Source organism: Microbulbifer bruguierae (assembly GCF_029869925.1).
Lineage (GTDB): Bacteria > Pseudomonadota > Gammaproteobacteria > Pseudomonadales > Cellvibrionaceae > Microbulbifer > Microbulbifer bruguierae.
The window spans coordinates 1,270,449-1,294,821 of the sequence record NZ_CP118605.1 but is presented as its reverse complement, the minus strand read 5'-3'; the positions used below and the strand labels follow the sequence as shown (position 1 = coordinate 1,294,821).

Here is a 24,373-nt window from a genome sequence, read left to right as displayed (position 1 = left end):
CCAGTGGGTTTCCGCTACCTGTGAGGTAATCGCTCCCGAACTGGCTGACCACCTTGGGGAAAATGGGTCAGCGGAAGTTCAATTCCACACGGCGGTTTTGTGCCCGTCCCGCTTCTGTGGCGTTGCTTGCGACGGGCTGAGTCTCGCCATATCCCCGTGCGCTGATACGGGTGGTGTTGACGCCGTTCTCCACCAGATAGCGACGAACGGATTCTGCGCGCTGGCCGGAAAGTCGCAGGTTGTAGCTGTCATTACCCTGGCTATCAGTGTGGCCTGCCACTTCGACCATGGTGTTGGGCTGGCTGCGCAGGGACTGCACCACTAGGTCCAGGGATCTCTGGGCGGGGACGGTCAATTTCGCGGAATTGAACTCGAACTGGATGTTTTCCAGGGTGATGGTCTGGTCTGCTACAACGCAGCCGTATTGGTCGACCTGGGCGCCCGGCAGTGTATTGGGGCAGCGATCATTCTGGTTGAGGACACCGTCGTCGTCGTCATCGAGATTGACCACCTGTGGCTCAGGTTCCGGGGGCGGTGGGGCGGCTACCGGTGCGGCGACGGGCGGGCAGGACAGGGGAATGCTGAGGCCGATACCGAATTGCCAGTCGTTCATATCCCCGGCAAAGAAGTCGCGCATATAGCGCACTTCCGCACGCACCTTGAGCCCGTTGTCACTGATGGCACCACTGGTGAAACCGACACCGACATTGATAAAGGCGTTGGTTTCCTGCAGCCCATAGTTGTACTTGGTGTTGTTATGGGACGCGCCCACTCCCCCCAGGATAAACGGGGAATAGCCATCGCGCCCGGCAAAGCTGTAAACCACATCGACCCCGAGCCCGGACAGCTCAAGGTCGCCGCTGGGAATCAGCTCACCGGTGTAGATGTAGGGCGAGTTCACCGGCAGTGGGTCTTCATCAAAGCGGTTGTCTCTTTCATCGAGCAGAGCGCCAAACAGCTGGACCTCGGTAAACCAGTTGTCATCGGTTTGCCAGCCAAAGGTACCTCTAAGCCCCCCGCCCTGGCGCTCGGTATTGCGATCATCATCCACGCGGGTAATGAACGGCATGATATCGATGTAGCGGTCTTCCTGGGCGATCACCGGCGTGCTGGCGGTCACGGCGGCAACCAGCGCGATCCCCATTGTCGTTTTCACTGGGCTGGGTTGGTGCGGCATAAGTTCTTCCTTGGATTTATTGTTTCGATGGCTGAGTAGAGGGTCAGAAGTCGAGCTGGTGAAGGTGCTCTGAATTTTTCAAGTGGGTGGCAGCACGCTCTATTTATGGTCGTTTTCAAAAGCCCGTGGTTATTCCCGTTATCGGTTATTCCCGTTACTTATTAGTTGAGCTTGGCGGCTTTTCCAGTTGTGAAGCTGCGGAAGGGCTATTAATGGCGTCGGTTTTGACTTGTTGCGGCCGTTGCGACGTGCTGGTGGGCGGCGCAGGTTGTGGGGAGTGGAAAGCGAAACGTGGAAAGTGGGGAGTGGAGAGGGTGACTGGCGGAAGCTTGCCGCCAGTGCGCGCATTGAGGGAGATTTGGGAGTGACTTCCCGGAAATCAGAATTGGTGACGGAAGCTGATCAGTGCGGCGGTAATCGCAACGTTGAGACTCTCGACACCGTTCTGCATGGGAATCCGCAGCCTGTTGGTGCAGGCGTTATCGACCGCTGGGCTGACGCCGTGGGTTTCGTTGCCAAGCACAAAAATATTCGGCGCCGCGTCGTCAATGGTGCGCAGGGTATCACTGGCATGGGAAGACAGTGCACAAACCCGGGCGCCCCGCTCGGCGAATTTTACCAGCACGGGTGCCAGCTGATCACAACGCAGGATACGCGTCTTGAACAGGGTGCCGACGCTGGCCTTGATCACCAGCGGATCAATCTGTGCACAGCCTTTGCGCGGCAACAGAATACCGTCGATACCGCCGGCGCAGGCCGAGCGGATGATCATGCCGAGATTCTGCGGATTGGTGATGCCATCCAGCGCCAGTAATTCGTAGCGACCGTCCCTGTTCTCTTCCAGGAAGGCTTCGGCGGTGCCGTAGCGGGGCAGGGCCAGGTCCAGCGCCACGCCCTGGTCCTGGCGGGCATTTTTCGAAATCCGTGAGAGCCCTTTGCGGTCCCAGTGGGCGATCTCAATGTTTCGTGTTTCCGCCAGGGCTTCAATGCGGCTGATGAACGCATCTTTGCGGTTACTTTCTGCGAGGTGCAGCTTGTGCACCGGCAGGCTGGGGTCTTCCAGGGCTTCGAGTACAGGCTTGCGCCCGTAGATAGTGAGCAGGCTGTCGAAGAAGGCGCGTTTTTTCAGGTATTCGGGGGAGTCAGTCACAGGTGGTGTCGGATGCCGGTAGTGGGTTTTCAGGTTGTGGGTTTTCAAAAAGTAATTGCAGTTTTTCCCGGGTGGCGGGCTCTAGCCGGGTTTCTGCCAACGGTAGTGCCGACTTGCCGAGTAGCCGGTAAACCTGTGACAGGTGCTGCTGGGGCAGAGCGTCCAGTGCTTTGAGTTGCCGCTCTATCGTCTGCACATCGCCCCGCACCAGTGGGCCGGTCAGCGCCCGCTGCGGGCCCAGGGCAAAATTGTTGTTCGCGGTCTGCCGCACGATGGGCGCCAGTAATCGGGTTGCGGTATCGCGCTCGATGCCCGCTGCGGCAAATATCTGCAGGCTCAGCTCCAGCAGGACCGTCAGGTAATTGCAGGCCATGACCGAGCCAGTGTGGTACAGCACTTTCTGCTCGGGGCTGAGGCGAATGCTGTGACAGCCCAGCATGGTGAATGCTTTTTCCAGGTATTCCTGTGCCTGCTCTGTCCCTTCCAAGGCGACTGTGGTGCCGGAAAAGTCGGCGAGTGAGCGCTCCGGGTCGGCGAAACTGTGTGCCGGGTGCGCACTAGCAAGCTCCGCTACCGCACACGCGGCCAACACCGATGCCGGCAACGCGCCGCTGCAGTGAAATACAATCGGCCTGTACTGAGGCCGGTCTTGCTGCAAATGCGTCAGCGTTGCCGCCAGCTCAATCGCGGTGGGTTCGATGTCATCGTCCGGCACCGCAATCAGCCACAGATCTGCTGGTGGCATGGAGGTGATATGTTTCACCGCCTCGCCGGCACCGATAAAGTCGCGGGCCTCCTTGCTGCTGGCAGTGGTGCGATTGCACAGGGCGCCAATCGTAAACACCTGCTGCTGATGCCAGAGTCTTGCCAGGGTGCGGCCCAGCTTGCCGGCACCGATTATATTCAGAGTCAGCAATTAATTGCCCGCCAGGCAGTTCACATAGGCAGCGACGGCGTTGGTGAGTCCCATGTTGATCGCGTCGACGGTCAGCGCATGGCCGATAGAAACTTCCTGCAGCCCCGGCAGGGTGCGGTAGCGGGGCAGGTTGATCAGGTTGAGGTCGTGGCCCGCATTGACGCCAAGGCCGAGGAACAGGGCGTGTTCGGCGGCGGCGCAGTGGGCCGCGAAGATGCTGTCGAGATCCGCGCTCTGCTGGCTCACGGCTTCCGCGTAGGGGCCTGTATACAGCTCGATGCGATCGGCGCCCACATCCCGGGCCAGGCTGATCTGTTGTTTGTCCGGATCCATAAACAGGCTGACGCGGACGCCTGCATCTTTCAGCTGCTTGATGATGGGCTCCAGGCGCGCGCCGTCCTTATTCAGGTCGAACCCGTGGTCCGAGGTCAGCTGTTCGTTGCTGTCCGGTACCAGGGTGCACTGCTGGGGGCCGGTTTCCAGAACCAGGGGTAGCAGGCCGGGGTAGTTGCCCATGGCGCCGGCGAAGGGGTTGCCTTCCACGTTGAATTCAACACCGCGGCCGGCGCAGAGGGTGGCGAGGTCGCGTACGTCGCCCGGGCGAATATGGCGCTGGTCGGGTCGCGGGTGCACGGTAATACCATCGGCGCCGGCATCCAGGCAGGTGCGCCCGTGGGCCACCACATCGGGGAAGTTGCCTTCGCGGGAGTTGCGGATCAGGGCGATCTTGTTGAGGTTGACGCTGAGGGCAATCACTGCTCGCTTTCTCCGGTGCCTGTCGCTGTTTCGGGTTCAGAATCTTTGCGCCTGGCTTTCAGTATACGCACTGCCATGTTGGGGGCATCGCGGAAGGCCTTGTGCTGGCCGCGGGGTTCGGCGGCAATCTGCTGTACCACACTCATGCCGAGCAATACCTTGCCAAACACGGTGTAGCCAGGCTGGTCGGCGCCGCCATCCAGGCGACTGTTGTCGACCAGGTTGATGAAGAATTGCGAGGTGGCGCTGTCGGGTTCGCTGGTGCGGGCCATGGCGATGGTTCCGCGGGCGTTGGAGAGGCCGTTGGCAGACTCGTTTACCACCGGGTCTTGCGTGGGCTTTTCCTGAAAGTCGAAGGTGAAACCGCCGCCCTGGGCCATAAAGCCAGGAATTACCCGGTGAAAGATGGTGCCATCGTAAAAGCCGCTGTCCACGTAGGCGAGAAAGTTTTCCACGGTTTTTGGCGCCTTGTCGGCGTACAGTACCAGCTCAATAGTGCCGAGATCGGTTTGCAGCTCAACCCGCGGATTGTTGGTAATGGCCTGCGCAAGATTGGCAAAACACAAAAAAATGGCGGCGCAAAGGGAATAAAAAATCGGTAGGCGTTTCATGTTGTTATCCGTGGTCGCAAACAAAAAGGCCCGGTCGCTGACCGGGCCTGATGGGCCGGTTCTGAAATTCTAACCGGCCAGCCGTTCTGCACAAAGTGAAAGCCGCTTAATTGGCCCACTCGGAATGGCGTTTGCGCGGGCGGAAGTGCGGGGCAACCATCGCCAGAATTGCGCCCATCAATACGGAAATGGCGCCGTACATATACCACTTCTGGGTTTCGCTGCTGGAGAGGCGCTGGATTTCCGCCTGGTCCATGGCCTGCTTTTGTTTCAGCAGTTCGTGCTGATTGAGCAGCTTCTGGTGACGCTGGTTCAGCGCAACGGCATCTGCAGAAAGGGTCTTCAGTTCTTTCAGCTCTTTCGCCAGGGTTTCGGCGCGCTCCTGCGCAGTGGCCAGCGCGGCGGTCAGTTCACTGTTCGCGGTTTCCAGCCGGCGCACTTCGCCACCGAGATTTCCCTGCAGGCTTTCGATGTGTTCGAGGCGCTCTTCCGCCTGTGCCAGTTTGATTTTCGCAACCGGTTCGCTCTCCAGATACTGACGACGTACCCAGCCTTCCTCGCCACCGGGTGTGCGCACCTGCGCCCATCCGGTATCCGGGGAGTCCTGCAGCAGGGTCAGTTTGGTGCCGCTGGGGAGGCCGCGATGCAGGATGCGGAATTCATTTCCCTGGCCGGAGCGCATGGGTACGTGTAGCTCGTCCGTGATGTAGCGATCGGAGGTGATGGCCTGGGCGTGGGTGGTGCCCAGTGCGATCAGGGCGGCGGCAAGGGTATTCAGGAATCTGTTCATGGTCCGGATTAAGTCTGTTGAGGTCGTTTTTATCGTGTTGGAAATTGGTGCTTGACGGGCAATCGTCAGGGCAGCACCAGCTTGTAGGGTTTTACCGTGACTGCCGCATACACGCCAGCTGCCACGTACGGGTCTGCATCGGCCCAGGCTTGCGCCTCTTCCAGAGAGGGAAATTCGGCAACGACGAGACTGCCGGTAAAGCCGGCTTCGCCCGGATCTTCGCTGTCGATGGCCGGGTGTGGGCCAGCAATCAGCAGGCGACCCTGGTCCTTGAGGATATTCAGGCGGGCGATATGTTGCGGGCGCGCGGACTGGCGCAGGGGTAGGCTGTTGTCAACGTCCTGACTGATGATGGCGTACCACATAGGCGATTTCTGCTTCCTGGGCTTCGGTTTATCGGTTTGTTGTTTTCACGGTCGTGGCTTGTTTTCGCTCTCGCGGTTACTGCTGCACGACGATCTCTTCCAGTTTGAGGCCGGTGAGCTTGCCGATTCTGCGGAACAGGAAAAACAGCACCAGCATCAGGATAATGGTGGCCGGCAGGGCGATCACCGGGAAGCTGAGGGCGGTCATTTTGCCCAACTCTTCGTTGAACGCCTCGGTGCCCGGAGGGCTTTTCAGCAGTACTTCGGCAAGGATGTAGTTCAGTGCCGAGGACACAAAAAACGAGCCGGCAATCATCCAGGATGCCTGTTGCAGGGTGCGATCGAAGGCAGACTCGTTGCCGTTGGACTGAAGGCTGCGGGCGATTTTCGCGGTATCCAGAATACGCTCGTTGTAAATCAGGGTGCGTACCAGGGGCCAGCGGGTATACAGCGAAACAATGGTGGCAATGCCCAGCAGGCCGGGAATGGCCGCTTCCTTGATGGCGATGTACTTGGCGTCCAGCTCCAGCAGGCTCATGCTGCCGGTAAGCAGAATACTGATGACCCCGAGCGCTGAGAAAAAGTTGACCTTGCCGGAGCGGATCAGATCGCGGGCACCGTAAATCAGGGGGAAGGCCAGGGCCACTACAATTGCCCATTTGGCGCCCAGCCAGTGGTCACCGGAGAGTTTGGTGAGAATCAGGGTGGGGATAACAATGTTGAGCAGCAGATTGCCCAGCAGGCTTTCTTTCTGCGGCTTCTGTTGTGCCGATTCCGGCGCGGCGCTGGATTCCTGCGCGCCGACGGTATCGGCCGGCTCGGGATTGGAGTGTTTGCTATCGGTCATGTTCTGTTCCGGTGATAATGCCCGCTGGCTGACGCTACAGCTGTCAGCGGCGCTGGTAGTTCCCCGTCCTCGGGGCTTTATCCCTGAAACCGGTGGGTCGGCTTTACGCACAAATTGCAGGCGGCCGGGGCAGATTCCCGCTCTTGCCGTCTCACCTTCCATTGACTGAGCACCGCATGGGGTTCCGTTTGCGGTCAGATAAGACAGTGCCAGCTTGCAACAGTTCCGCTGCACTCCTAATCTGCCCGTCCAAGACGAATTGCCCACTGCATCCGCTGCCGGCAGGAAAAGGGAGTGCGGTTCTACAGAACGCGCATTTTCCAGAATACGGTAGTCGTGCCAGTGGCCTGTTGCCGATGAAAACCGAGTATGAACTCAGAAATCCTCTCCACCTCACTGTCGTTGACCGCCAGGTCCCAGCCGTTCTCTGCTGAGGCTTTGTCGGGTCAGGTCGATCTGCACTGCCACAGTACCGCGTCCGACGGTATTTTAAGCCCTGCGGCGCTGGTGTCGAGGGCGAAATCCGCAGGTGTGACGCTGTTGGCGCTTACCGATCACGACACGGTAGCGGGCATCGCCGAGGCGCAGGCCGAAGCCCACAGCCAGGGGGTTACCCTGTTGCCCGGTATCGAGTTCACGGCCCTGTGGGGCCGGCGGGTGGTGCATATCGTCGGGCTGAATATTGACTGTGAAGCCACCGCTTTGCGTGAAGCGATTTCAACCCGAGACCGTCTGCGTGTCGAGCGCGCTCATCAGATCGCCGAGCGGCTGGAAAAGCGGGGTTTCGCAGGTGCCTGGGTCGGGGCCAGGACTCTGGCGGGGGACGGCGTGATCGGCCGGCCGCACTTTGCCCGCTGGCTGGTGGACGCGGGGTACGTGGCGGATACCGGCAAGGCATTCAAGCGCTACCTGGGCGCCGGCAAAATCGGAGATGTCACGGTCTCCTGGCCAGACCTGCGCGCTACCGTCGCGAGTATCCGCGAAGCGGGCGGCGCCGCAGTGTTGGCGCATCCGCTCAAGTACGGACTGACCAGAACCCGGTTGCAGGCGCTGATTGCTGACTTCCGGGATGCCGGTGGCGATGCCCTGGAAGTCGTGTGCGGTCAGCAGAATCCGGTGCAAACCCGGGAAGTGCTGGCCCTGCTGGCGCGACTTGGTGACAGCGGCGCTTCCCTGCTGGCCTCTCTTGGCAGTGACTTCCACCAGCCCGATCAGCCATGGAGGAAGCTGGGAGGGGTGCATCTGCCTGCGGGCGTCGAGCCCGTGTGGAATCTGTGGCAAACTGGCGCCGGTCTGGCGCCCTGACATGCGGCGCCGTGAAATTGAGAGATTACAGGGGGTAATAGTGGCGCAGTTTTTCCAGATTCATCCGGACAACCCGCAGGCAAGGCTGATCAGTCAGGCCGCCGATATCGTTGCCGCCGGAGGGGTGATTGTATTTCCCACTGACTCCGCTTACGCCATTGGTTGCCGGCTGGGGGAAAAGCTTGCGGTGGAGCGTATTCGCGCCCTGCGCCAGCTGGACAAAAACCACAACTTTACCCTGATGTGCCGGGATCTTTCGGAGTTGGCGAGCTACGCCAAGGTGGACAATCAGATGTTCCGTCTGCTGAAGAACCACACTCCCGGTCCCTATACCTTCATTATGCCCGCCACTTCGGAAGTGCCGCGCCGCCTGGTGCAGGCGAAGCGCAAAACCATCGGCCTGCGAGTGCCGGATAACGCCATTGTACAGGGGCTGATCGCCACCCTGGGGGAGCCCCTTATGAGCTGCAGCCTGATCATGCCCGGTGACGAGCAGCCCCTCACAGACCCATACGATATTCGGGATACCCTGGAGCACCAGGTTGAGCTGGTGATTGATGGTGGCTTCTGTGGTCTTGAGGCCACCACGGTGGTCGACCTGACCGGTGATGAGCCAGTTCTGGTGCGGCAGGGGTGCGGTGCGATTGATGAAATTCTCGGCTGACACTGATGTATAATCGCCCGTTTGGTTTTGCCGAAGGACTGCAGTGTGTCCAGTGAAGAATTATTAGAAACTGTTGTACCCGGCGATGCCGAAGAGGCGGCGGTGGAAGCCCTGCCCGGCGATGCGGTCGACGATGTCAACGATACTGATGTTATAGACGCTGAAAAATCCGGCGCTGAAACATCTGCTGGAGCTGGTGAGCCCTCGTCCGACGCAGGCGCCCAGCCCACCGGGCCGCGACAGGGCGAAATGCCTTTCGCCATGGTAGCGGGCAAGGCGTTTACCGATCTGCCCAGTGACCTCTATATCCCACCAGATGCCCTGGAAGTCATTCTTGAGGCCTTCGAAGGGCCGCTCGACCTGCTGCTGTACCTGATTCGTCGCCAGAATCTCGATATTCTCGAGATCAACGTGGCCGATATCACCCGCCAGTACATGGGCTACGTGGAAATGATGACCTCCATGCGCTTCGAGCTGGCGGCGGAATATCTGGTGATGGCTGCCATGCTGGCGGAGATCAAGTCCCGGATGCTGCTGCCGCGCCCGCCGGAAGCGGAAGAGGAGGACGGGGAAGACCCCCGCGCCGCCCTGATCCGTCGCCTGCAGGAATACGAGCGCTTCAAAACGGCCGCCGAAGACATGGACGAACTGCCCCGTATGGGCCGAGACATCCATCAGGCCAGCGCTACCGGTCCGGACCGCAAGCTGACCCGGCCGGAACCGGAAGTGAACCTGAAAGAGGTACTGGTCGCGTTGGCAGACGTGTTGCGCCGCGCCGACATGTTTGAAAGCCACCAGGTGGAAAAAGAAAAGCTTTCCACCCGTGAGCGGATGACGCAGGTTCTGGACAAAATCCGCCACGGCCAGTTTGTGCCGTTCGTCAGCCTGTTCCGCGCAGAGGAAGGGAGACTGGGGGTTGTGGTTACCTTCCTCGCGGTTATGGAGCTGGTGAAAGAATCCCTGGTTGAGCTGGTGCAGAACGAGTCGTTTGGCGCGATTCACGTGCGCGCTCGCGGTGAGGTGGAGCGCCCCGCCGACGACTGGGACGATTTGGACGATGAGGACGAGCAGATAGCTCCGGTATTTGCCGACGCTGAAGAAAGTGTGGAAAACGATACCGCAGACGATTCGCTGGCTGTCGAAGTTTCCGCAGATCAACGCGAACCCGGGACCGATGAGTCCGGCCTCGAGGAAGCCGACCTGGCCGATCTGGAGGAAGTGGATACTGCCGGCGAGGAAGTGCGCTACCAGTACAGCTATGAGCTGCTCGAGCCCGAAACCGAACAAGAACAAGAACCCAGTGCTGAAACCGCGCAAGATCCGCAGGACTTCCGCTGATTTATGAGTGAACGCAACGAGATGAGTATTGCCCCGGAATTATTGCGCCGGATCGTGGAAGGCGCCCTGCTGGCTGCGGCCCAGCCTCTGTCTGAAGATCGCCTGCTGTCGCTGATCGACGAGGGCGAGCGTCCGGAAAAGGCCGAGTTGAAAGCCGTACTGGAGCAAATCGCGGAAGACTGCGCCGAGCGCGGTTTTGAGCTTCGCCAGATCGCCAGCGGTTGGCGCTTCCAGGTGCCCGAGGACCTGGCGCCCTGGGTCAACAAATTGTGGGAGGAAAAGCCCCAGAAATACTCCCGCGCCACGCTGGAAACCCTTGCCATCATTGCCTATCGCCAGCCGATCACGCGCGGTGATATCGAGGAAATCCGTGGGGTTGCGGTCAGTTCCCATATTGTCAAAAGCCTGTCCGAGCGAGGCTGGATCAAGGTGGTGGGGCACCGGGATGTTCCCGGCAAACCATCGCTGTATGCCACCACCCGGGAGTTTCTCGATTACTTCAATTTGAAGAGTCTCGAAGAGCTGCCCACGCTCGCGGAGATCCGGGATATCGAGAGCCTGAACGCGGCCCTGGACCTGGGGGGAGAGGTGCCCGCCGCTGCCGAAGGCGCAGAGGAGGAATCCGATGCGGACAACAACCCTGCAGACGGCGCAGCGACCGATTTACCTGGCCATGACGTTGAACAATCCGACGCAGAACAGGACTACCCTGTAGAGACGGAATACGAAGGCGAAACCGCCGAAACGGAAGGGGAATCCAGCGCGCAGGCGGGGCAAGCACCGCAGCCATTGGATGAAGACGAACACAATTCCCCGGAATCACACAATTCATCGGAAACTCTCAATACATGAGTAATGACGCAGCGCCAGTTGGCGAAAAACTGCAAAAAGTACTGGCCCGCGCGGGCCTGGGCTCGCGACGGGAAATGGAGCGGGCCATCGAAGCTGGCAGAGTTACAGTCAACGGTCAGGTTGCCGGTCTAGGCGAGCGGGTTACCGAAGACGACAACATCGAATTTGACGGTAAGCGTCTCTCCGGCGGCGAAGAAAACCGCCTGCGGGTTCTGTTGTACAACAAGCCGATCGGCGAAATCTGCTCCCGCCATGATCCGGAAGGCCGGCCGACGGTCTATGACCGGCTGCCGAGACTGAAAAGTGGCCGCTGGATTTCCGTAGGGCGACTGGACTTCAACACCAGCGGTCTGCTGCTGTTCACCAACAGCGGTGAGCTGGCCAACAAGTTGATGCATCCGTCGTCGGTGATCGACCGTGAATACCTGGTGCGGATTCAGGGGCATGTCGATGATGAAATGAAAAGGCGTCTTACCAAAGGTGTATTGCTGGATGACGGCCAGGCACGCTTTACCGATATTGTGGAGAGCGGCGGCGAGGGTACCAACCGCTGGTTCTACTGCGTAGTCATGGAGGGGCGCAACCGCGAAGTGCGACGCCTGTGGGAGTCCCAGGGGGTGCGGGTCAGCCGCCTGAAGCGTGTGCGCTACGGCAGCGTATTTATCCCCTCCCATGTGCGCGTGGGACAGTGGATAGAAATGGAGCCGAAGGAGATCGACGACCTCTGTATCACTGCCGGCCTGCCAAAGCTGGGGCAGCGCCCGCTGACGCAATCGGAAAAGGAAACCCTCCAGCGCCAGCGCCGCAAACTGCGCAAACCGACCGCACCTGCGGGAAGCCGCGCGCCGGTCAAGGATGCGCCGGCGAAACCGGCTCAGAGCAGGGCGCCGGGAAGGGCATCGAGAGATGTACCGAGAGAGACATCGAGCAGAGAGACATCCAGGAGAGATGCATCAAGGAGAGATGCACCGAGAGAGGTACCGAGAGAGGTACCGGGTAAGACTCCGGGCAAGTCTCCGAGTAAAAAGAGCCCGCCAAAAAGCGGTGCGCAGCGCCATACAAAACGCTCCGGCAAATAGCGCCGCCTTGTATTCAGATACTCATTCAAGCCGGAATACGGAAAGCACGAACAGAATTCAGGAATGACAGTGGAAGAATTTATTGTCGACGTAACGGCCCATAACGCCCAGCAGGTACTGATCGAAGAGTCCATGAAGCGCCCGGTTGTGGTCGATGTATGGGCCGACTGGTGTGAACCCTGCAAACAGCTGATGCCGGTGCTGGAAAAATTGGCTGCGGAATATGCCGGTCAGTTCCTTCTCGCCAAACTGAATGCGGACACCGAACAGGCTCTGGCCGGACAGTTGGGAGTGCGCAGCCTGCCGACGGTGATGGTGCTGAAAGACGGTCAGCCGGTAGACGGTTTTGCCGGTGCGCAACCGGAGAGGCAGATTCGCGAGATGCTGGACAAGTACTTGCCTGCCCCCTGGGACATCCAATTGCAGCAAGCGCAGCAAATGATCGGGGAGGGCAATCTCGATGAAGCCTTGCCAATCCTGCGCCAGGCCTACTCCGACTCCGGTGAGCGCGCGGATATTGCCAAGCAATACGCCGCGGTGCTGCTGGAGAAAAATCGGGTAAAAGATGCCGAGCAGATACTGGGTAAAATCCTGATGGCCGATCAGGATGCGGATTACCAGCAATTGCTGGCGCAGCTGGAACTGAAACAACAGGCTGCAGATTCCCCGGAAATCAAATCACTGCAGCAGACACTGGCGGATAACCCAGACGACCAGGAAGCCGCCTACAAGCTGGCGGTACAGCTGAGTCAGGCGGACCGTCATGAAGAAGCGCTGGAGACGCTGTTGCAACTACTGCGCAAGGACCTGGGGTTCGCCGATGGCGCCGCCAAACAGGCCTACCTGGATATCGTCAAGGCGCTGGGCGCCGGTGATCCAGTGGCCACGACTTATCAGCGCAAGCTGATGACCCTGTTGTTCTGAGCGGCGAACGGTCAGTGTCCGGGGCCATGTTCAAGCTCTGTGTCTACATCCCCGAATCGCACCTGGAGCCCGTCAAGCAGGCCCTGTTTGCCGCGGGTGCCGGGCGCATCGGTGATTACGACAGCTGTTGCTGGCAGGTGCTTGGCACCGGCCAGTTCCGCCCCCTGGATGGCAGTCAGCCATTTATCGGTCAGCACGGGGAGGTGGAACAGGTGGCAGAGTATCGCGTGGAAACGGTGTGCGCAGATGAGGTGGTGGATGCCGTGCTGGCGGCCATGCGCAGTGCGCATCCCTACGAAGAGCCTGCGTTTGATTTATGGAAACTGGACGAACGCTGCGCTTAAGTGGGCAGAATCATCCCGGCAAAAGCCTGGAGCCAGCGTCCAGATCGGTTTAAAGCTTGCGCTCAATCACTCCCCGGTGTAGCCCGAAAATCCCTTTCGCTCGATCACTGAAATAGTGCCTGAGGGTCTGCGTCATCACCGGAAAGGCCATTTCCTCCCAGGGGATGTGTTTTTCTTCAAACAATTCCACTTCCAGCGACTCGGGTCCGGGTCCGAAATGGGTGTCGGTCAATTCGCCCCGGTACATCAGGTACACCTGATTGATATGGGGAATGTCATACACCGAGAAAAGTTCGTCGACGCGAATCTTAGCGCGGGCCTCCTCCCAGGATTCTCTCAGGGCGCCCTGTTCACTGCTCTCGCCGTTTTCCATAAATCCCGCTGGAAGAGTCCAGAGCCCGTAGCGGGGTTCTATGGCGCGTCTGCACAGTAAAACCCGGTCGCCCAGGTAGGGTAACACGCCGACGATGACCCGCGGGTTTACGTAGTGAATGGCTCCGCAATCCGGGCACAGGTGGCGGGGGCGGTCGTCCCCGGCGGGGATCTCGAAAACAACGGTATGGCCGCAATGGCTGCAAAATTTCATGGCGCAAGTATACCCGCGGAACCGGACTGTGCCAGCCCGATGGCAGCGTCTTGCCTATAGTGGAAAGAGGTCATTCCACTTAGTAGGCAGGCAGTGGTTGTTAGCCCATGGCGCGTTTTCCGATATTTCTGATGTTGTCGCTCGCCATTTTTGGCTGCGCAAAAAAAATGGAGCCGCCTGCACCGAAAGCGCCACCGGTTGAAGTGCTCGCCGTGCGCACCCATCAAGTAGTACCCCGTTACGAATACGTTGGCCGCGTCGAGGCCACCGACGAGTTCAAGGTGCGTCCCCGGGTCGAGGGGTATATCGAAAGCCGGAATTTCATTGAAGGGCAGATGGTGCAGCAGGGGGAGCTTCTATACCAGATAGACCCGAAACCCTATATCGCCGCACTCGACAACCAGCGCGCCAATCTCGCCCAGGCGCGCTCCGCGCTGCAGATTGCCAAGCGCAATTTCCAGCGCGGACGCCAGCTGGTTGAAACCGGAGCCATCAGCAAGGTGCAGATGGACGAACTGACGGGCACCTTCGAAGAAGCGGAATCCAGGGTGGCCGCCACACAGGCGGACGTGGAAGCCGCGCAGCTCAATCTCTCCTATACCGAAATCCGCGCCCCCCTCACCGGCCTGATCGGTCGCTCTGAATTCACCGAGGGTTCCCTCGTCGGCCCCAGTACAGAACCCCTTACCTCCATCGTGCGCATGGACCCGATTTACGTGTCCTTCGACGTGCCGGAAAACCGCCTGTTTGCGGTGCAGTCCGAGGCCGAACTGCGCCGGCAGGCGGGACAGACACCGGTTACGCGGGATGTGCGCATAAAGCAGCCCAACGGGGTGTATTACCCCTATCCCGGCTTGATTGTGTTTGTGGACAACCAGATCGATCAGACCACCGGCTCCGCGAAGGTGCGCGCGCGCTTTCCGAACCCCGAGCGGCTGTTGGTACAGGGACAATTTGCCCGGGTTTCCATCAGCGTGTTTGAGGGCAGTGACGCCATCAAACCTCTGGTGCCGCAGGCGTCGGTGCTGGAAGACATACAGGGACGTTTCGTATACGTGGTGGACGACAACAATATCGCGCACAAACGCTATCTGGAATTGGGGCAGCGGGAAGGGGATCTTTGGGCCGTTGAAAAGGGCCTCAAGGCCGGCGAACGCGTAATTGTGAATGGTTTGCAGCGGGTCGCCAACGACAAGCTGGTGGCGCCGCAGAACACCGCGCTCAATCCCTACAAAGGGCTGAAACAGGAGACGCCGCCGCAGCAGAAGAGCCCAGTGCCGCAGTTCAGGGAAGGGGAAATTTCCCCCGAAGAGCGACGCGCAGCCGGTGCGCAGGAGGAGACAAATATCAAACAGCTGGAGTCGGAAATGCGCCGCAGTGCCCGCGAAGGTGTCAGTGGCGAGGGCGAGTTGTCGAAAGAGCCGAAAAGTGATCAGGAGCCAGATGCGTATTTCGATAGTAAGTGAGCGCAATGCGCAGGGAATGGAAGGTATGTAGCCGTGATCAGCGCCACCTTCATTCGGCGCCCGCGATTTGCCCTGGTGATCTCGATTCTGATCACTCTGGCGGGCTTGCTGTGCCTGCCGCAGCTGCCGATTGCGCAGTATCCGGATATCGCACCTCCCACCGTGGTGGTCAGCGCCAGTTATCCCGGTGCCAGTGCCGAAGTGATGCGCGACAGTGTGGCGGTACCGATCGAGTCACAGGTCAACGGCGTGGAGGGCATGCAGTACATGTCTTCCACCAGCAGCAATGATGGCACCTACAGCCTGACGGTAACCTTCGAGAGCGGTTACGACGGCGATATCGCCCAGGTCAATGTGCAAAACCGCGTGCAGCAGGCAACCCCCAGCTTGCCGAGCGAAGTGACTCGCAGTGGTGTCACTGTGGAAAAACGCTCCAATACCATCCTCTTGATGATCAGTCTGACCTCCAACGAGGACCAGTTCGATACCCTGTTTCTTGCCAACTACGGGGAAATTTTCATCAAGGACCAACTGGCGCGTGTCGATGGCGTCAGTGATGTGTCGATCCTCGGCTCGCAGCAATTCGCCATGCGCCTGTGGCTGAACCCGGACAAGATGGCGGCGCTGGATGTGACCGCCGGGGATGTGATTGCCGCAGTCCAGACCCAGAACGTGCAGGTGGCCGCGGGAAAAATCGGCGCGCCGCCGATCAAACAGGAGCAGCAGTTCCAGTACAACATTATCGTGCAGGGGCGGCTTAAAACCGCGGAAGAATTTTCCAATATCAGCATTCGCGCAAAGCCGGACGGCGGCATGGTACGTATCGGCGACATTGGCCGGGTGGAACTCGGCAGCGCGAGCTACAGCGCTTACGGCGTGCTGGACGGCAAGCCCGCGGCCAATATCGCTGTTTATCAATTGCCGGAGGCCAATGCGCTGGCGGTGGCCGAGGAGATCAAGGCCAAAGTGCAGGAACTTTCCCGGCAGTTTCCTGAAGGGCTTGAAGCGGTCATTCAATACGACACCACCAGTTTTGTGCGCGCGTCGATCCGCGAGGTTGTCGAAACACTGATCATTGCACTGGTGCTGGTGATTGTTGTGGTGTTCGTTTTTTTGCAGGACTGGCGCGCCACCCTGGTGCCATCCATTGCTATCCCGGTATCCCTGATCGGCACTTTTGCGGTGATGTACGTCCTCGGTATGACGATTAATACGGTCACCCTGTTCGCGCTGATTCTTGCCATCGGCATTGTGGTGGACGATGCCATCATCGTGGTGGAAAACACCCAGCGTTTGTTGAGCGAAGGGCTCGCACCGCGCGACGCGGCGTTGGAATCCATGCGTGAGGTGACCGGACCGGTTATTGCCACCACGGCCGTACTGTTCGCGGTATTTGTGCCGGTGATGTTGATGCCGGGGCTCACCGGAAAAATGTACCAGCAGTTTGCGCTGACGATTTCGATCGCCGTATTTATTTCCAGTATCAACGCGCTCACTCTGAGTCCATCGCTGAGTGCCATTCTGTTGCGCCCGGCCCGGGGAGAGGGGGAGCATGGGGAAAAACTCACCGGCCTGTTCGGGCTTTTCAACCGTTTTCTGCGTGGTGGCACCCATCTGTACCAGCGCATCGTGCACTTCTGTGTACGACGTCCACTGCTCGGTCTGTTGGCCATTTTCGGTTCGGCAGGACTTTGTATCTGGCTCTTCTCCACGGTGCCCACCGGGTTTATTCCCAATGAAGATCAGAGCTCTTTTATGATGAACGTGCAACTGCCAGACGGTGCCTCGCTGAAACGCACCGCTCCGGTAGTTGATCGACTTTCGGAGCAGATCCGCAAACTCGACGGGGTGGAACACGTGATGGCAGTACCCGGTTTCAGTCTGCTATCGGGCAGTCTCGCATCCAATACCGCCTTTATGATCGTGACCCTGGCTCCCTGGGAGGAGCGCACGACTCCCCAGCTCAATCAATTCGTGATTCTGAACCAGGTGCAGCAGCTGGCGTCGGCTGTGTCCGAGGCACAGGTGCAGGCTTTTCCGGCGCCGGCACTGCCCGGGCTTGGTTCTATCGGTGGCTTTGAATATGTGCTGGAAGACCAGCAGGGGCGGGATATCCAGGAATTTACCGGGGTTCTCTACGGCCTGCTGGGCGAGGCCAATCAGCGCGCGGAAATTGCGCAGGCGTTTACCACCTACCAGGCGGCGTCACCACAACTGCGGTTGGACCTGGACAAGGACAAGGCCCACATTCTCGGCCTGAACCTTTCGGATGTGTATCTGACTTTGCAGACTTATCTTGGCAGTTACTACATCAACGATTTCAACCTCTACGGAAAGCTTTTTCAGGTAATGGCGCAGGCGGATGCGGAGTATCGTGATACCGAGCAGGATCTCAGTGGATTTTTTGTGCGCGCCAACAGCGGCGGTCTGGTGCCGGTAAGCTCGGTGGCACAACTGGAACCCATCATCGCGCCGCAGGCGGTCAATCGTTACAACCTGTATAACAGCATCAATATCAACGGCGCCGCAGCCCCGGGCTATTCCAGTGGTGAAGCCATGCGGGCGATGGAAGCACTGGGGCGTCAGTTGCCTGAGGGCTACAGCTTCGAGTGGACCGGTTCGAGCCTTGAGGAAATCAGTGCGGGCAATATGGTCCCGATCCTGTTTTCGCTGGCGGTGTTGTTCGCCTATTTATTTCTGGTTGCCCAGTACGAGAGCTGGACCATTCCCATCGCGGTGCTGTTGGCAATTCCCATCGCGATTTCCGGCGCGCTGCTGGCGTGTTGGCTGGTGGGGCACGAAAACAATCTATACACGCAGATTGGACTGGTATTGCTGATCGCAATGGCGGCGAAGACGGCCATTCTGATGGTGGAATTTGCAGTGGTGCAGCGCAATGCGGGCCTCTCCATCGAAGACGCCGCGCTGCAGGCCACACGCCTGCGCTTTCGCGCGGTGCTGATGACGGCACTGTCGTTTGTACTGGGCATTTTTCCGTTGGTCATTGCCACAGGTGCTGGCGCCGCCAGCCGCGTTTCACTCGGGCTAGCCGTATTTGGTGGCATGCTTGCTGCAAGTATTTTTTCCACATTCCTGGTCCCGATTTACTATGCCCTGGTGCAGTCACTGCGGGAAAGGATCAAAAGTAAGCCGGGCGATGACTAGTGCTCAATAGAGACAGGTGAGTGAAATTTTGCCAATGGCTTCACGTAGCAGCCATGGCTCCGGGCTGGCCAAATCTGCTGTGGCAGGTATATTGAAAAGCGTAAGTAAGATAGACCGTGCCTAGACAGCGGCGGTGGTAACAAAAAGCGATGCTGAATTTCATAGAACAAAAGTTTTCTGCGGTAAAAGACCAACTGGTTGCACGGGTTCCCCAGGGCCCCAACCTGCACGGGCATGCGGCAGTATTACTGGCGCTGACCGACGAGCCTGACCCGCAGGTGATACTCACCCTGCGCTCTCAGCAACTCTCCAGTCACTCCGGTGAGGTTTCGCTGCCCGGTGGTCGCTGGGACGAAAGTGACCCCTCGCTGGAATACACGGCACTGCGGGAAACCCACGAAGAGATCGGGTTACCGGCGGAAGATGTGCGCATATTGGGGCCGCTGTGGACCCGCACCACCCGCTGGCAGGTGGAAGTCACACCCTGGCTGGGGGTGGTTCCCGCCGACGCGCCATTGACCCCAAATCCGGGGGAGCTGGATGCCATCTTCCGCGTACCGCTGTCTTTCTTTCTGGATGACCCGCGGATACGCACGGACCGCATCACCATCGACCAGCGCCGGATCTACCTGCCAGCGTATGAGTACGAGGGTTATGAAATCTGGGGGTTTACTGCCGGTGTACTGACGGAATTCCTCATGCGCGTGCTGGATGTTCCCATCGGTCGAAGAGATGACGTGCCGGTCAGAGCCCTCAGCTGACGGCATCGTCTATTGCTCTTGCATTTGAGCATTGATCGACCACAGGCTGCCGGTATGCGGCGCGAGTCCGGTATAATGCGCGCCTGTTTTCCCGGGAATTACCATGCCAAGACCCAAATCCACCGTCGCTCTGGATGAAGTCCACTGGAGCGCGCTCAAAACCCTGTTTCCCTACCTGCTCGAATTCAAACGCCCGGTGCTGCTGGCACTGCTGTGTCTGGTGGGGGCCAAGGCCGCCAGCGTAGGTTTACCGTTCCTGCTCAAACATATTGTCGATGATCTCGACAATGCCGGAGGCGTGGCGGCGGCCATTGCCTTGCCCCTGGGGTTGTTGCTGGCATACGGCCTGGTGCGTTTTTCCTCTGTATTGTTCGGGGAGTTGAGAGATGCCATTTTCGGCCGCGTGACCGAGCGCGCGCAGCGGCGGATCGGGCTTGAAGTTTTCCAGCACCTGCACAACCTGGACCTGGAGTACCACCTCAATCGCCGCACCGGTGGTCTTTCCCGGGATATCGAGCGGGGTATTTCCGGTATCGGTTTTTTACTGCGCTTTATGGTGTTCAATATCGTGCCCACACTGGTGGAGATCGCCATGGTGGTGGGGCTGCTGTGGTGGAACTACAGCATTGGTTTCGCACTGCTGGTACTGGGGGCCGTCGTTTTCTACATTGGCTTTTCAATAGTTGCCACGGAGTGGCGTACACGCTTCGTGCGTGAACTGAACCTGGCGGAATCCCGCAGCAGCAGCCGCGCGGTGGACAGCTTGTTGAACTATGAAACGGTCAAGTACTTCGGTAATGAACGGCACGAAGCCGGGCATTACGATCGCGAGTTGGCCGAGTGGGAGGTCGCCCGCCGCAAGAACCGGTTGTCGTTACTCGGCCTGAATACCGGGCAGGCACTTATCATCGCTGCTGCCATGTGTGGTGCCATGGTGATGGCCGCAGTCAATGTCACCAAAGGTACGATGACCATCGGTGACTTTGTGCTCATCAATGCGGTGATGATGCAGATTTTCATTCCGCTGAATTTTCTCGGCTTCGTGTACCGGGAAGTGAAGGGCTCGCTCGCCAATATCGAAAAGATGTTCGACATACTCGATGTGAAACCGGCGATTGCCGATCAGCAAGAGGCCGCACATCTGGCAATTACCGAGGGTGCCATTACCTTTGACGATGTACATTTCGGCTATAGCCCCGACCGAGAAATCCTCAAGGGGGTGAGCTTCAGCATCGCGCCGAAGCAGAAGGTGGCGATCGTCGGCGCCAGTGGTGCCGGCAAGTCCACCCTGTTCAAGCTGCTATTTCGTTTTTACGACGTGACCGGTGGCCGCATCCTGATCGACGGCCAGGATATCCGCGAAGTCAGCCAGGATTCCCTGCGCCGTGCCATCGGTGTGGTTCCCCAGGACACGGTATTGTTCAACCAGTCGATACTGGAAAATGTGCGCTACGGGCGTGTGGATGCCCGTGATGACGAGGTAATGGCTGCAATCCGCCACGCACAACTGCACCGGTTTATCGAACAGCTGCCCGAAGGCGTCAATACCATGGTGGGCGAACGGGGCTTGAAACTTTCCGGCGGTGAAAAGCAGCGCGTGGCGATTGCCCGTGCCCTGCTCAAGCACCCGCCGATCATGGTGTTCGACGAGGCTACTTCATCACTGGACAGCCATTCGGAGCAGGGCATACTCGAGGCTTTGCAGGAAATTTCCCGTGAGCAGACCACCCTGGTCATTGCCCACCGGCTGTCGACCGTGGTGGATGCAGATATGATTCTGGTGATGGAACAGGGGACCATTGTAGAGCAAGGTAGTCATCGGGAACTGGTGGCCGCCAATGGTCACTATTCGGCGCTATGGCGTATGCAGCAGAGTGAACGCAACGTTGAGTCTGTCGCGGCTCAGGCTGCGGCGCAGTAACTTCCAGCTGTCTTTATTCGTGACGTGAATTGTTTTCTGTCGATCAGTTCACGCCACCTAATTTCCTTCCCTCCTGCATAATTGCAGTCAAAAATCTGGCGCCGTGATCAGGTACTCTGGTGCCGCTGGACTTATGCTGGGGCCACATTTAATGTGCCCTTCACGCCTTTGGGTCGTATTCAATAAAACTACAGGCAGGAATCCGAATGAAAACTGCAATTTTCGCCGCCTCCGCACTGGCACTAGCCGTGCTCGCCGGCTGTTCTTCTGATGAAAAAAACACCACTGAATCCGCCGTGATGTCGGATACGGCCGTTAGTGCACCGTCGGCAAATGCAGAAGCGGCGCAACCGGCAACCGGCCCACAGGCCGGGGGGATTGCCAAGGGCGTGGATCCCGCCCGTTTCAATATCTATGCACCGGTGGCCCTCAATGCAGACCTTTCCTCCCTGTCCGATAATCAGCGCCAGCTGATCGGCAAATTGATCGATGCCAGTAAAATCATGGATCAGCTGTTCTGGCTGCAATCCTATGGTCCCGCGCAAGAGCTGCTGAGCGGAATAGATGACAGTGCGGCGCGCAAGTTCGCCGACATCAATTATGGCCCCTGGGATCGACTGAACGACAACAAGCCATTTATTCAAGGCTATGGAGACAAGCCGCTAGGTGCCGAGTTTTATCCGGAAGATATGACCAAGCAAGAGTTCGAGGCTTGGAAACAGCCGGGCAAGGAAGGCCTGTATTCCCTGGTACGTCGTGACAGCAACGGCAAGCTGATACTGGTTCCCTATCATCAGGCCTACAAGGCTGAACTGGAAAAGGCCTCCGCACTGCTACTTGAAGCGGCGGAATTGGCCGAAGACGCCGAGTTCGGAGCCTATCTGAAACTCCGCGCTGATGCGCTGATGAACGACCAGTATCGCAACAGTGATATGGCGTGGATGGACATGAAGAATAACCGCATCGATGTGGTAATCGGCCCGATCGAAAACTATGAAGATCAGCTGTTCGCCTATCGCACGGCTTATGAAGCTTATGTGCTTCTGAAAGATATGGCATGGAGTGAAAAGCTGGCGAAATTCGCCGCCTTCCTGCCAGAGTTACAACGCGACCTGCCGGTAGATGACAAGTACAAGACGGAGACTCCGGGAACCGATTCCGACCTGAACGCCTACGACGTGCTGTATTACGCTGGCCACAGCAATGCCGGTTCCAAAACCATTGCCATCAACCTCCCGAATGACGAAGAAGTACAGCTGCAAAAAGGCACCCGTCGCCTGCAATTGAAGAACGCCATGCGCGCGAAATTCGACCAGATCCTGGTGCCCATCAGCGGCGTGTTGATCGCAGAAGATCAGCGCAAGCACATCACCTTCGATGCCTTCTTTGCCAACACCATGTTCCACGAAGTGGCTCACGGCCTGGGTATCAAGAAGACCGTTACCGACGGTAGTAATGTTCGTCAGGCCCTGAAAGAAACCTCCTCTGCACTGGAAGAAGGCAAGGCGGATATCCTTGGTCTGTACATGATCACCAAGCTGCATGAGAAAGGTGAGCTGGAAGAGGGCGAGCTGATGGACAACTACGTCACCTTCCTCGCCGGCATCTTCCGCAGCGTCCGTTTTGGTGCGGCCAGCGCGCATGGCAAGGCCAACATGATGCGTTTTAACTTCTTCAAAAACGAAAACGCGTTTACCCGCGATGACGCTACCGGCCAGTACAGTGTGGATTTTGAGAAAATGCAGGCAGCGATGACCAAGCTGTCGAACGTAATCCTGACGGTTCAAGGTAACGGCGATTACGCGAAAGCGAAGGACCTGCTGGATAACATGGGTGTGATCAGCTCCGAACTGCAGGGTGACCTGGATCGTCTGGCGGAAGCGGATATTCCGGTGGATGTCACGTTCATCCAGGGCAAAGAAGTACTGGGAATTAACTAATCCTAAGGACAGGCCCGCGATTGCGGGCCTGTCCAAATACCACAAGACGACAGACTGTTAAGCATAGTTGGGGGCTCAACGCAGCATGTCGAGAGGGCTTACCGCCCCCGCTTTGTGTAGTCCGAGTACGTGGGTATAGATCATCGTAGTACTTACGTCACTGTGCCCCAACAGCTCCTGGATATCGCGGATACTGGTTCCGGCAGCGAGAAGGTTGGTTGCAAACGAATGGCGAAAAGTATGGCAGCTGGCAGATTTAGCAATTCCCGCGTGCTGGATAGCTCTGCGGACTGACCGACGTATCTGCTGCTCCCGCAAGTGGTGCCTGCGCACTACTTGCGTAACCGGGCACAAGGCGCGCTCGGTTGCAGGAAACAGATAAAGCCACTCGGTACCCGGCTGTGAATTGCTAAATGATGGCCCTCCCGGCACATAAATAGTGCCAAATCCCTCTTCAACGTCACGGCGGTGCAATGCGGTCGCCAGATCAACCTGTGACTTAAGCGAAGAAACCAACGATTCGGGTAAAAATGTATTGCGCCATTTGTTTCCCTTGGATTCGCGCACGATTAGCGAGCGACCCTCAAAATCGAGATCCCGCACCCGTAACCTCGCGGCTTCCATAACCCGTAAGCCCGACCCGTACATCAGTGACGCCGCAAGCTTCATAGAGCCGGCCATCAAAGCCAGCACACTTGTCGCTTCCTCATGAGTAAATACCACCGGCAATTTTCGCCCTTTATTGGCGCGGCGAAACTGCAGCTCGCCGATATCCTGCTGTAAAAACTGACGGTATAGAAACACCACAGCGTTCAGCGCGGTTTTCTGTGTATTTACCGATACCCCACGATCGCAAACAAGGTGTGAAAGCCACTGGTCTATATGCCCAGCGGTCAGGCCTTCGGGCCTTTGCATATTGTGAAAGCGGATAAAGTCACATATCCAGCGGCAGTAACCATCTTCAGTCCGGTAGGCCAGTCTTTTCGAACGCATAAATGCTCGCAAGCGATCCATAAATCGCACTGGCGAGGCTGGAATAGGGCGAGGCAAGTATTCCATGAAATTCCCTTTAACTGTTTATATATACAGTATTCTATATGCATTTGGGAATTTTCCAATTACACACGATTACACTGCCCTATATTTTGATCTTCAGGTTTGATTCGGAAATTTTACTTTAAAATCAATTAGTTGGATGGTGTCGCAAAATAGGGGATAGTGGGCACGGAGGCTGTTTTTCTGGTTGGATAAAAAGTGAAAAAACGACATGATTGTTGACGTGTTGGGGGTTGAGGGGCATTCTTCGAAAGATAACTAAATAGGGATAGTGGGCAGTAGAATATGAGCCACTTTGCCCACTAAGTAACTGTTATAACGAAATGAATTCATGAGTAAGTCAGTTAAAGGAATAGCTTG

The 24,373-nt window shown here is 58.0% G+C and carries 20 protein-coding genes and 2 pseudogenes; 12 read left to right on the top strand and 10 right to left on the bottom strand.

Annotated elements, in window-relative coordinates; genetic code table 11:
- Positions 1 to 67: 67 nt before the first annotated feature.
- From PVT68_RS05515 to PVT68_RS05480, 8 genes are all read right to left on the bottom strand, one after another.
- On the bottom strand, positions 68 to 1,177 hold the full coding sequence (locus PVT68_RS05515) for an OmpA family protein (protein WP_280321654.1): 1,110 nt from the start codon (positions 1,175 to 1,177) through the stop codon (positions 68 to 70).
- A 379-nt stretch (positions 1,178 to 1,556) separates the two neighbouring features.
- A complete protein-coding gene (locus PVT68_RS05510) occupies positions 1,557 to 2,327 on the bottom strand; it encodes a TrmH family RNA methyltransferase (protein ID WP_280321653.1) in 771 nt (256 codons plus the stop codon).
- Positions 2,320 to 3,243, bottom strand: coding sequence for a Rossmann-like and DUF2520 domain-containing protein (locus PVT68_RS05505; protein WP_280321652.1), 924 nt, complete (start codon positions 3,241 to 3,243; stop codon positions 2,320 to 2,322). The genes PVT68_RS05510 and PVT68_RS05505 overlap by 8 nt, the downstream gene beginning before the upstream one ends.
- Positions 3,244 to 3,999, bottom strand: coding sequence for a pyridoxine 5'-phosphate synthase (locus PVT68_RS05500; RefSeq protein ID WP_280321650.1), 756 nt, complete (start codon positions 3,997 to 3,999; stop codon positions 3,244 to 3,246).
- Positions 3,996 to 4,610, bottom strand: coding sequence for a peptidylprolyl isomerase (locus PVT68_RS05495; protein ID WP_280321648.1), 615 nt, complete (start codon positions 4,608 to 4,610; stop codon positions 3,996 to 3,998). The genes PVT68_RS05500 and PVT68_RS05495 overlap by 4 nt, the downstream gene beginning before the upstream one ends.
- 106 nt (positions 4,611 to 4,716) lie before the next feature.
- Positions 4,717 to 5,400, bottom strand: coding sequence for a TIGR04211 family SH3 domain-containing protein (locus PVT68_RS05490; protein ID WP_280321647.1), 684 nt, complete (start codon positions 5,398 to 5,400; stop codon positions 4,717 to 4,719).
- 65 nt (positions 5,401 to 5,465) lie between these two features.
- Entirely contained in the window at positions 5,466 to 5,765 is a 300-nt protein-coding gene (locus tag PVT68_RS05485) for a YciI family protein (protein WP_280321646.1), read from the bottom strand.
- 76 nt (positions 5,766 to 5,841) lie between these two features.
- Entirely contained in the window at positions 5,842 to 6,612 is a 771-nt protein-coding gene (locus PVT68_RS05480) for a VC0807 family protein (protein WP_280321645.1), read from the bottom strand.
- 369 nt (positions 6,613 to 6,981) lie between these two features.
- Between PVT68_RS05480 and PVT68_RS05475 the strand changes: the two genes are divergently transcribed.
- The 7 genes and pseudogenes from PVT68_RS05475 to PVT68_RS05445 all read left to right on the top strand — a co-directional run bounded on the left by PVT68_RS05475 (position 6,982) and on the right by PVT68_RS05445 (position 13,118).
- On the top strand, positions 6,982 to 7,917 hold the full coding sequence (locus PVT68_RS05475) for a PHP domain-containing protein (protein ID WP_280321644.1): 936 nt from the start codon (positions 6,982 to 6,984) through the stop codon (positions 7,915 to 7,917).
- Between the two features lie 40 nt (positions 7,918 to 7,957).
- Entirely contained in the window at positions 7,958 to 8,581 is a 624-nt protein-coding gene (locus tag PVT68_RS05470; protein WP_280321643.1) for an L-threonylcarbamoyladenylate synthase, read from the top strand.
- 153 nt (positions 8,582 to 8,734) lie between these two features.
- Positions 8,735 to 9,601: pseudogene (locus PVT68_RS05465) on the top strand (segregation and condensation protein A); the annotation flags it as partial.
- A gap of 321 nt (positions 9,602 to 9,922) precedes the next feature.
- A complete protein-coding gene (gene scpB / locus PVT68_RS05460) occupies positions 9,923 to 10,771 on the top strand; it encodes an SMC-Scp complex subunit ScpB (protein WP_280321642.1) in 849 nt (282 codons plus the stop codon).
- Positions 10,768 to 11,589 (top strand): annotated as a pseudogene (gene rluB / locus PVT68_RS05455) (23S rRNA pseudouridine(2605) synthase RluB); the annotation flags it as partial. The gene scpB and the pseudogene rluB, both read left to right, overlap by 4 nt.
- 330 nt (positions 11,590 to 11,919) lie before the next feature.
- Positions 11,920 to 12,774 carry a thioredoxin gene (gene trxA, locus PVT68_RS05450; RefSeq protein ID WP_280322472.1) on the top strand — a complete coding sequence of 285 codons (855 nt, stop codon included), beginning with the start codon at positions 11,920 to 11,922 and terminating at the stop codon, positions 12,772 to 12,774.
- A 26-nt stretch (positions 12,775 to 12,800) separates the two neighbouring features.
- Positions 12,801 to 13,118 (top strand): YqfO family protein, encoded by a 318-nt coding sequence (locus PVT68_RS05445; RefSeq protein WP_280321641.1) that lies wholly within the window; start codon positions 12,801 to 12,803, stop codon positions 13,116 to 13,118.
- Between the two features lie 49 nt (positions 13,119 to 13,167).
- Here PVT68_RS05445 and PVT68_RS05440 read toward each other — a convergent pair whose 3' ends face one another.
- Positions 13,168 to 13,704 carry an NUDIX hydrolase gene (locus tag PVT68_RS05440; protein ID WP_280321640.1) on the bottom strand — a complete coding sequence of 179 codons (537 nt, stop codon included), beginning with the start codon at positions 13,702 to 13,704 and terminating at the stop codon, positions 13,168 to 13,170.
- Between the two features lie 107 nt (positions 13,705 to 13,811).
- Between PVT68_RS05440 and PVT68_RS05435 the strand changes: the two genes are divergently transcribed.
- From PVT68_RS05435 to PVT68_RS05415, 5 genes are all read left to right on the top strand, one after another.
- The gene (locus PVT68_RS05435) at positions 13,812 to 15,170 is read left to right on the top strand and encodes an efflux RND transporter periplasmic adaptor subunit (RefSeq protein ID WP_280321639.1); all 1,359 of its coding nucleotides are present in this window, start codon (positions 13,812 to 13,814) and stop codon (positions 15,168 to 15,170) included.
- 33 nt (positions 15,171 to 15,203) lie between these two features.
- The gene (locus tag PVT68_RS05430) at positions 15,204 to 18,335 is read left to right on the top strand and encodes an efflux RND transporter permease subunit (RefSeq protein ID WP_280321638.1); all 3,132 of its coding nucleotides are present in this window, start codon (positions 15,204 to 15,206) and stop codon (positions 18,333 to 18,335) included.
- A 149-nt stretch (positions 18,336 to 18,484) separates the two neighbouring features.
- Positions 18,485 to 19,096, top strand: a complete 612-nt coding sequence (locus tag PVT68_RS05425) for an NUDIX hydrolase (protein ID WP_280321637.1) — start codon at positions 18,485 to 18,487, stop codon at positions 19,094 to 19,096.
- A gap of 103 nt (positions 19,097 to 19,199) precedes the next feature.
- Entirely contained in the window at positions 19,200 to 21,017 is a 1,818-nt protein-coding gene (locus tag PVT68_RS05420; protein ID WP_280321636.1) for an ABCB family ABC transporter ATP-binding protein/permease, read from the top strand.
- A gap of 206 nt (positions 21,018 to 21,223) precedes the next feature.
- Positions 21,224 to 22,957, top strand: a complete 1,734-nt coding sequence (locus tag PVT68_RS05415; RefSeq protein ID WP_280321635.1) for a dipeptidyl-peptidase 3 family protein — start codon at positions 21,224 to 21,226, stop codon at positions 22,955 to 22,957.
- A 75-nt stretch (positions 22,958 to 23,032) separates the two neighbouring features.
- Here the strand turns inward: PVT68_RS05415 and PVT68_RS05410 are convergent, their stop codons facing one another.
- Positions 23,033 to 23,971 (bottom strand): integron integrase, encoded by a 939-nt coding sequence (locus PVT68_RS05410; RefSeq protein ID WP_407666128.1) that lies wholly within the window; start codon positions 23,969 to 23,971, stop codon positions 23,033 to 23,035.
- Between the last annotated feature and the right edge of the window lie 402 nt (positions 23,972 to 24,373).

Coding starts and splice junctions, on each gene's coding strand:
- PVT68_RS05515 (WP_280321654.1), bottom strand. CDS start 1,177: ATGCCGCACCAACCCAGCCCAGTGAAAACGACAATGGGGATCGCGCTG.
- PVT68_RS05495 (WP_280321648.1), bottom strand. CDS start 4,610: ATGAAACGCCTACCGATTTTTTATTCCCTTTGCGCCGCCATTTTTTTG.
- PVT68_RS05490 (WP_280321647.1), bottom strand. CDS start 5,400: ATGAACAGATTCCTGAATACCCTTGCCGCCGCCCTGATCGCACTGGGC.
- PVT68_RS05485 (WP_280321646.1), bottom strand. CDS start 5,765: ATGTGGTACGCCATCATCAGTCAGGACGTTGACAACAGCCTACCCCTG.
- PVT68_RS05480 (WP_280321645.1), bottom strand. CDS start 6,612: ATGACCGATAGCAAACACTCCAATCCCGAGCCGGCCGATACCGTCGGC.
- PVT68_RS05475 (WP_280321644.1), top strand. CDS start 6,982: ATGAACTCAGAAATCCTCTCCACCTCACTGTCGTTGACCGCCAGGTCC.
- scpB (WP_280321642.1), top strand. CDS start 9,923: ATGAGTGAACGCAACGAGATGAGTATTGCCCCGGAATTATTGCGCCGG.
- PVT68_RS05445 (WP_280321641.1), top strand. CDS start 12,801: ATGTTCAAGCTCTGTGTCTACATCCCCGAATCGCACCTGGAGCCCGTC.
- PVT68_RS05440 (WP_280321640.1), bottom strand. CDS start 13,704: ATGAAATTTTGCAGCCATTGCGGCCATACCGTTGTTTTCGAGATCCCC.
- PVT68_RS05435 (WP_280321639.1), top strand. CDS start 13,812: ATGGCGCGTTTTCCGATATTTCTGATGTTGTCGCTCGCCATTTTTGGC.
- PVT68_RS05425 (WP_280321637.1), top strand. CDS start 18,485: ATGCTGAATTTCATAGAACAAAAGTTTTCTGCGGTAAAAGACCAACTG.
- PVT68_RS05420 (WP_280321636.1), top strand. CDS start 19,200: ATGCCAAGACCCAAATCCACCGTCGCTCTGGATGAAGTCCACTGGAGC.
- PVT68_RS05415 (WP_280321635.1), top strand. CDS start 21,224: ATGAAAACTGCAATTTTCGCCGCCTCCGCACTGGCACTAGCCGTGCTC.
- PVT68_RS05410 (WP_407666128.1), bottom strand. CDS start 23,971: ATGGATCGCTTGCGAGCATTTATGCGTTCGAAAAGACTGGCCTACCGG.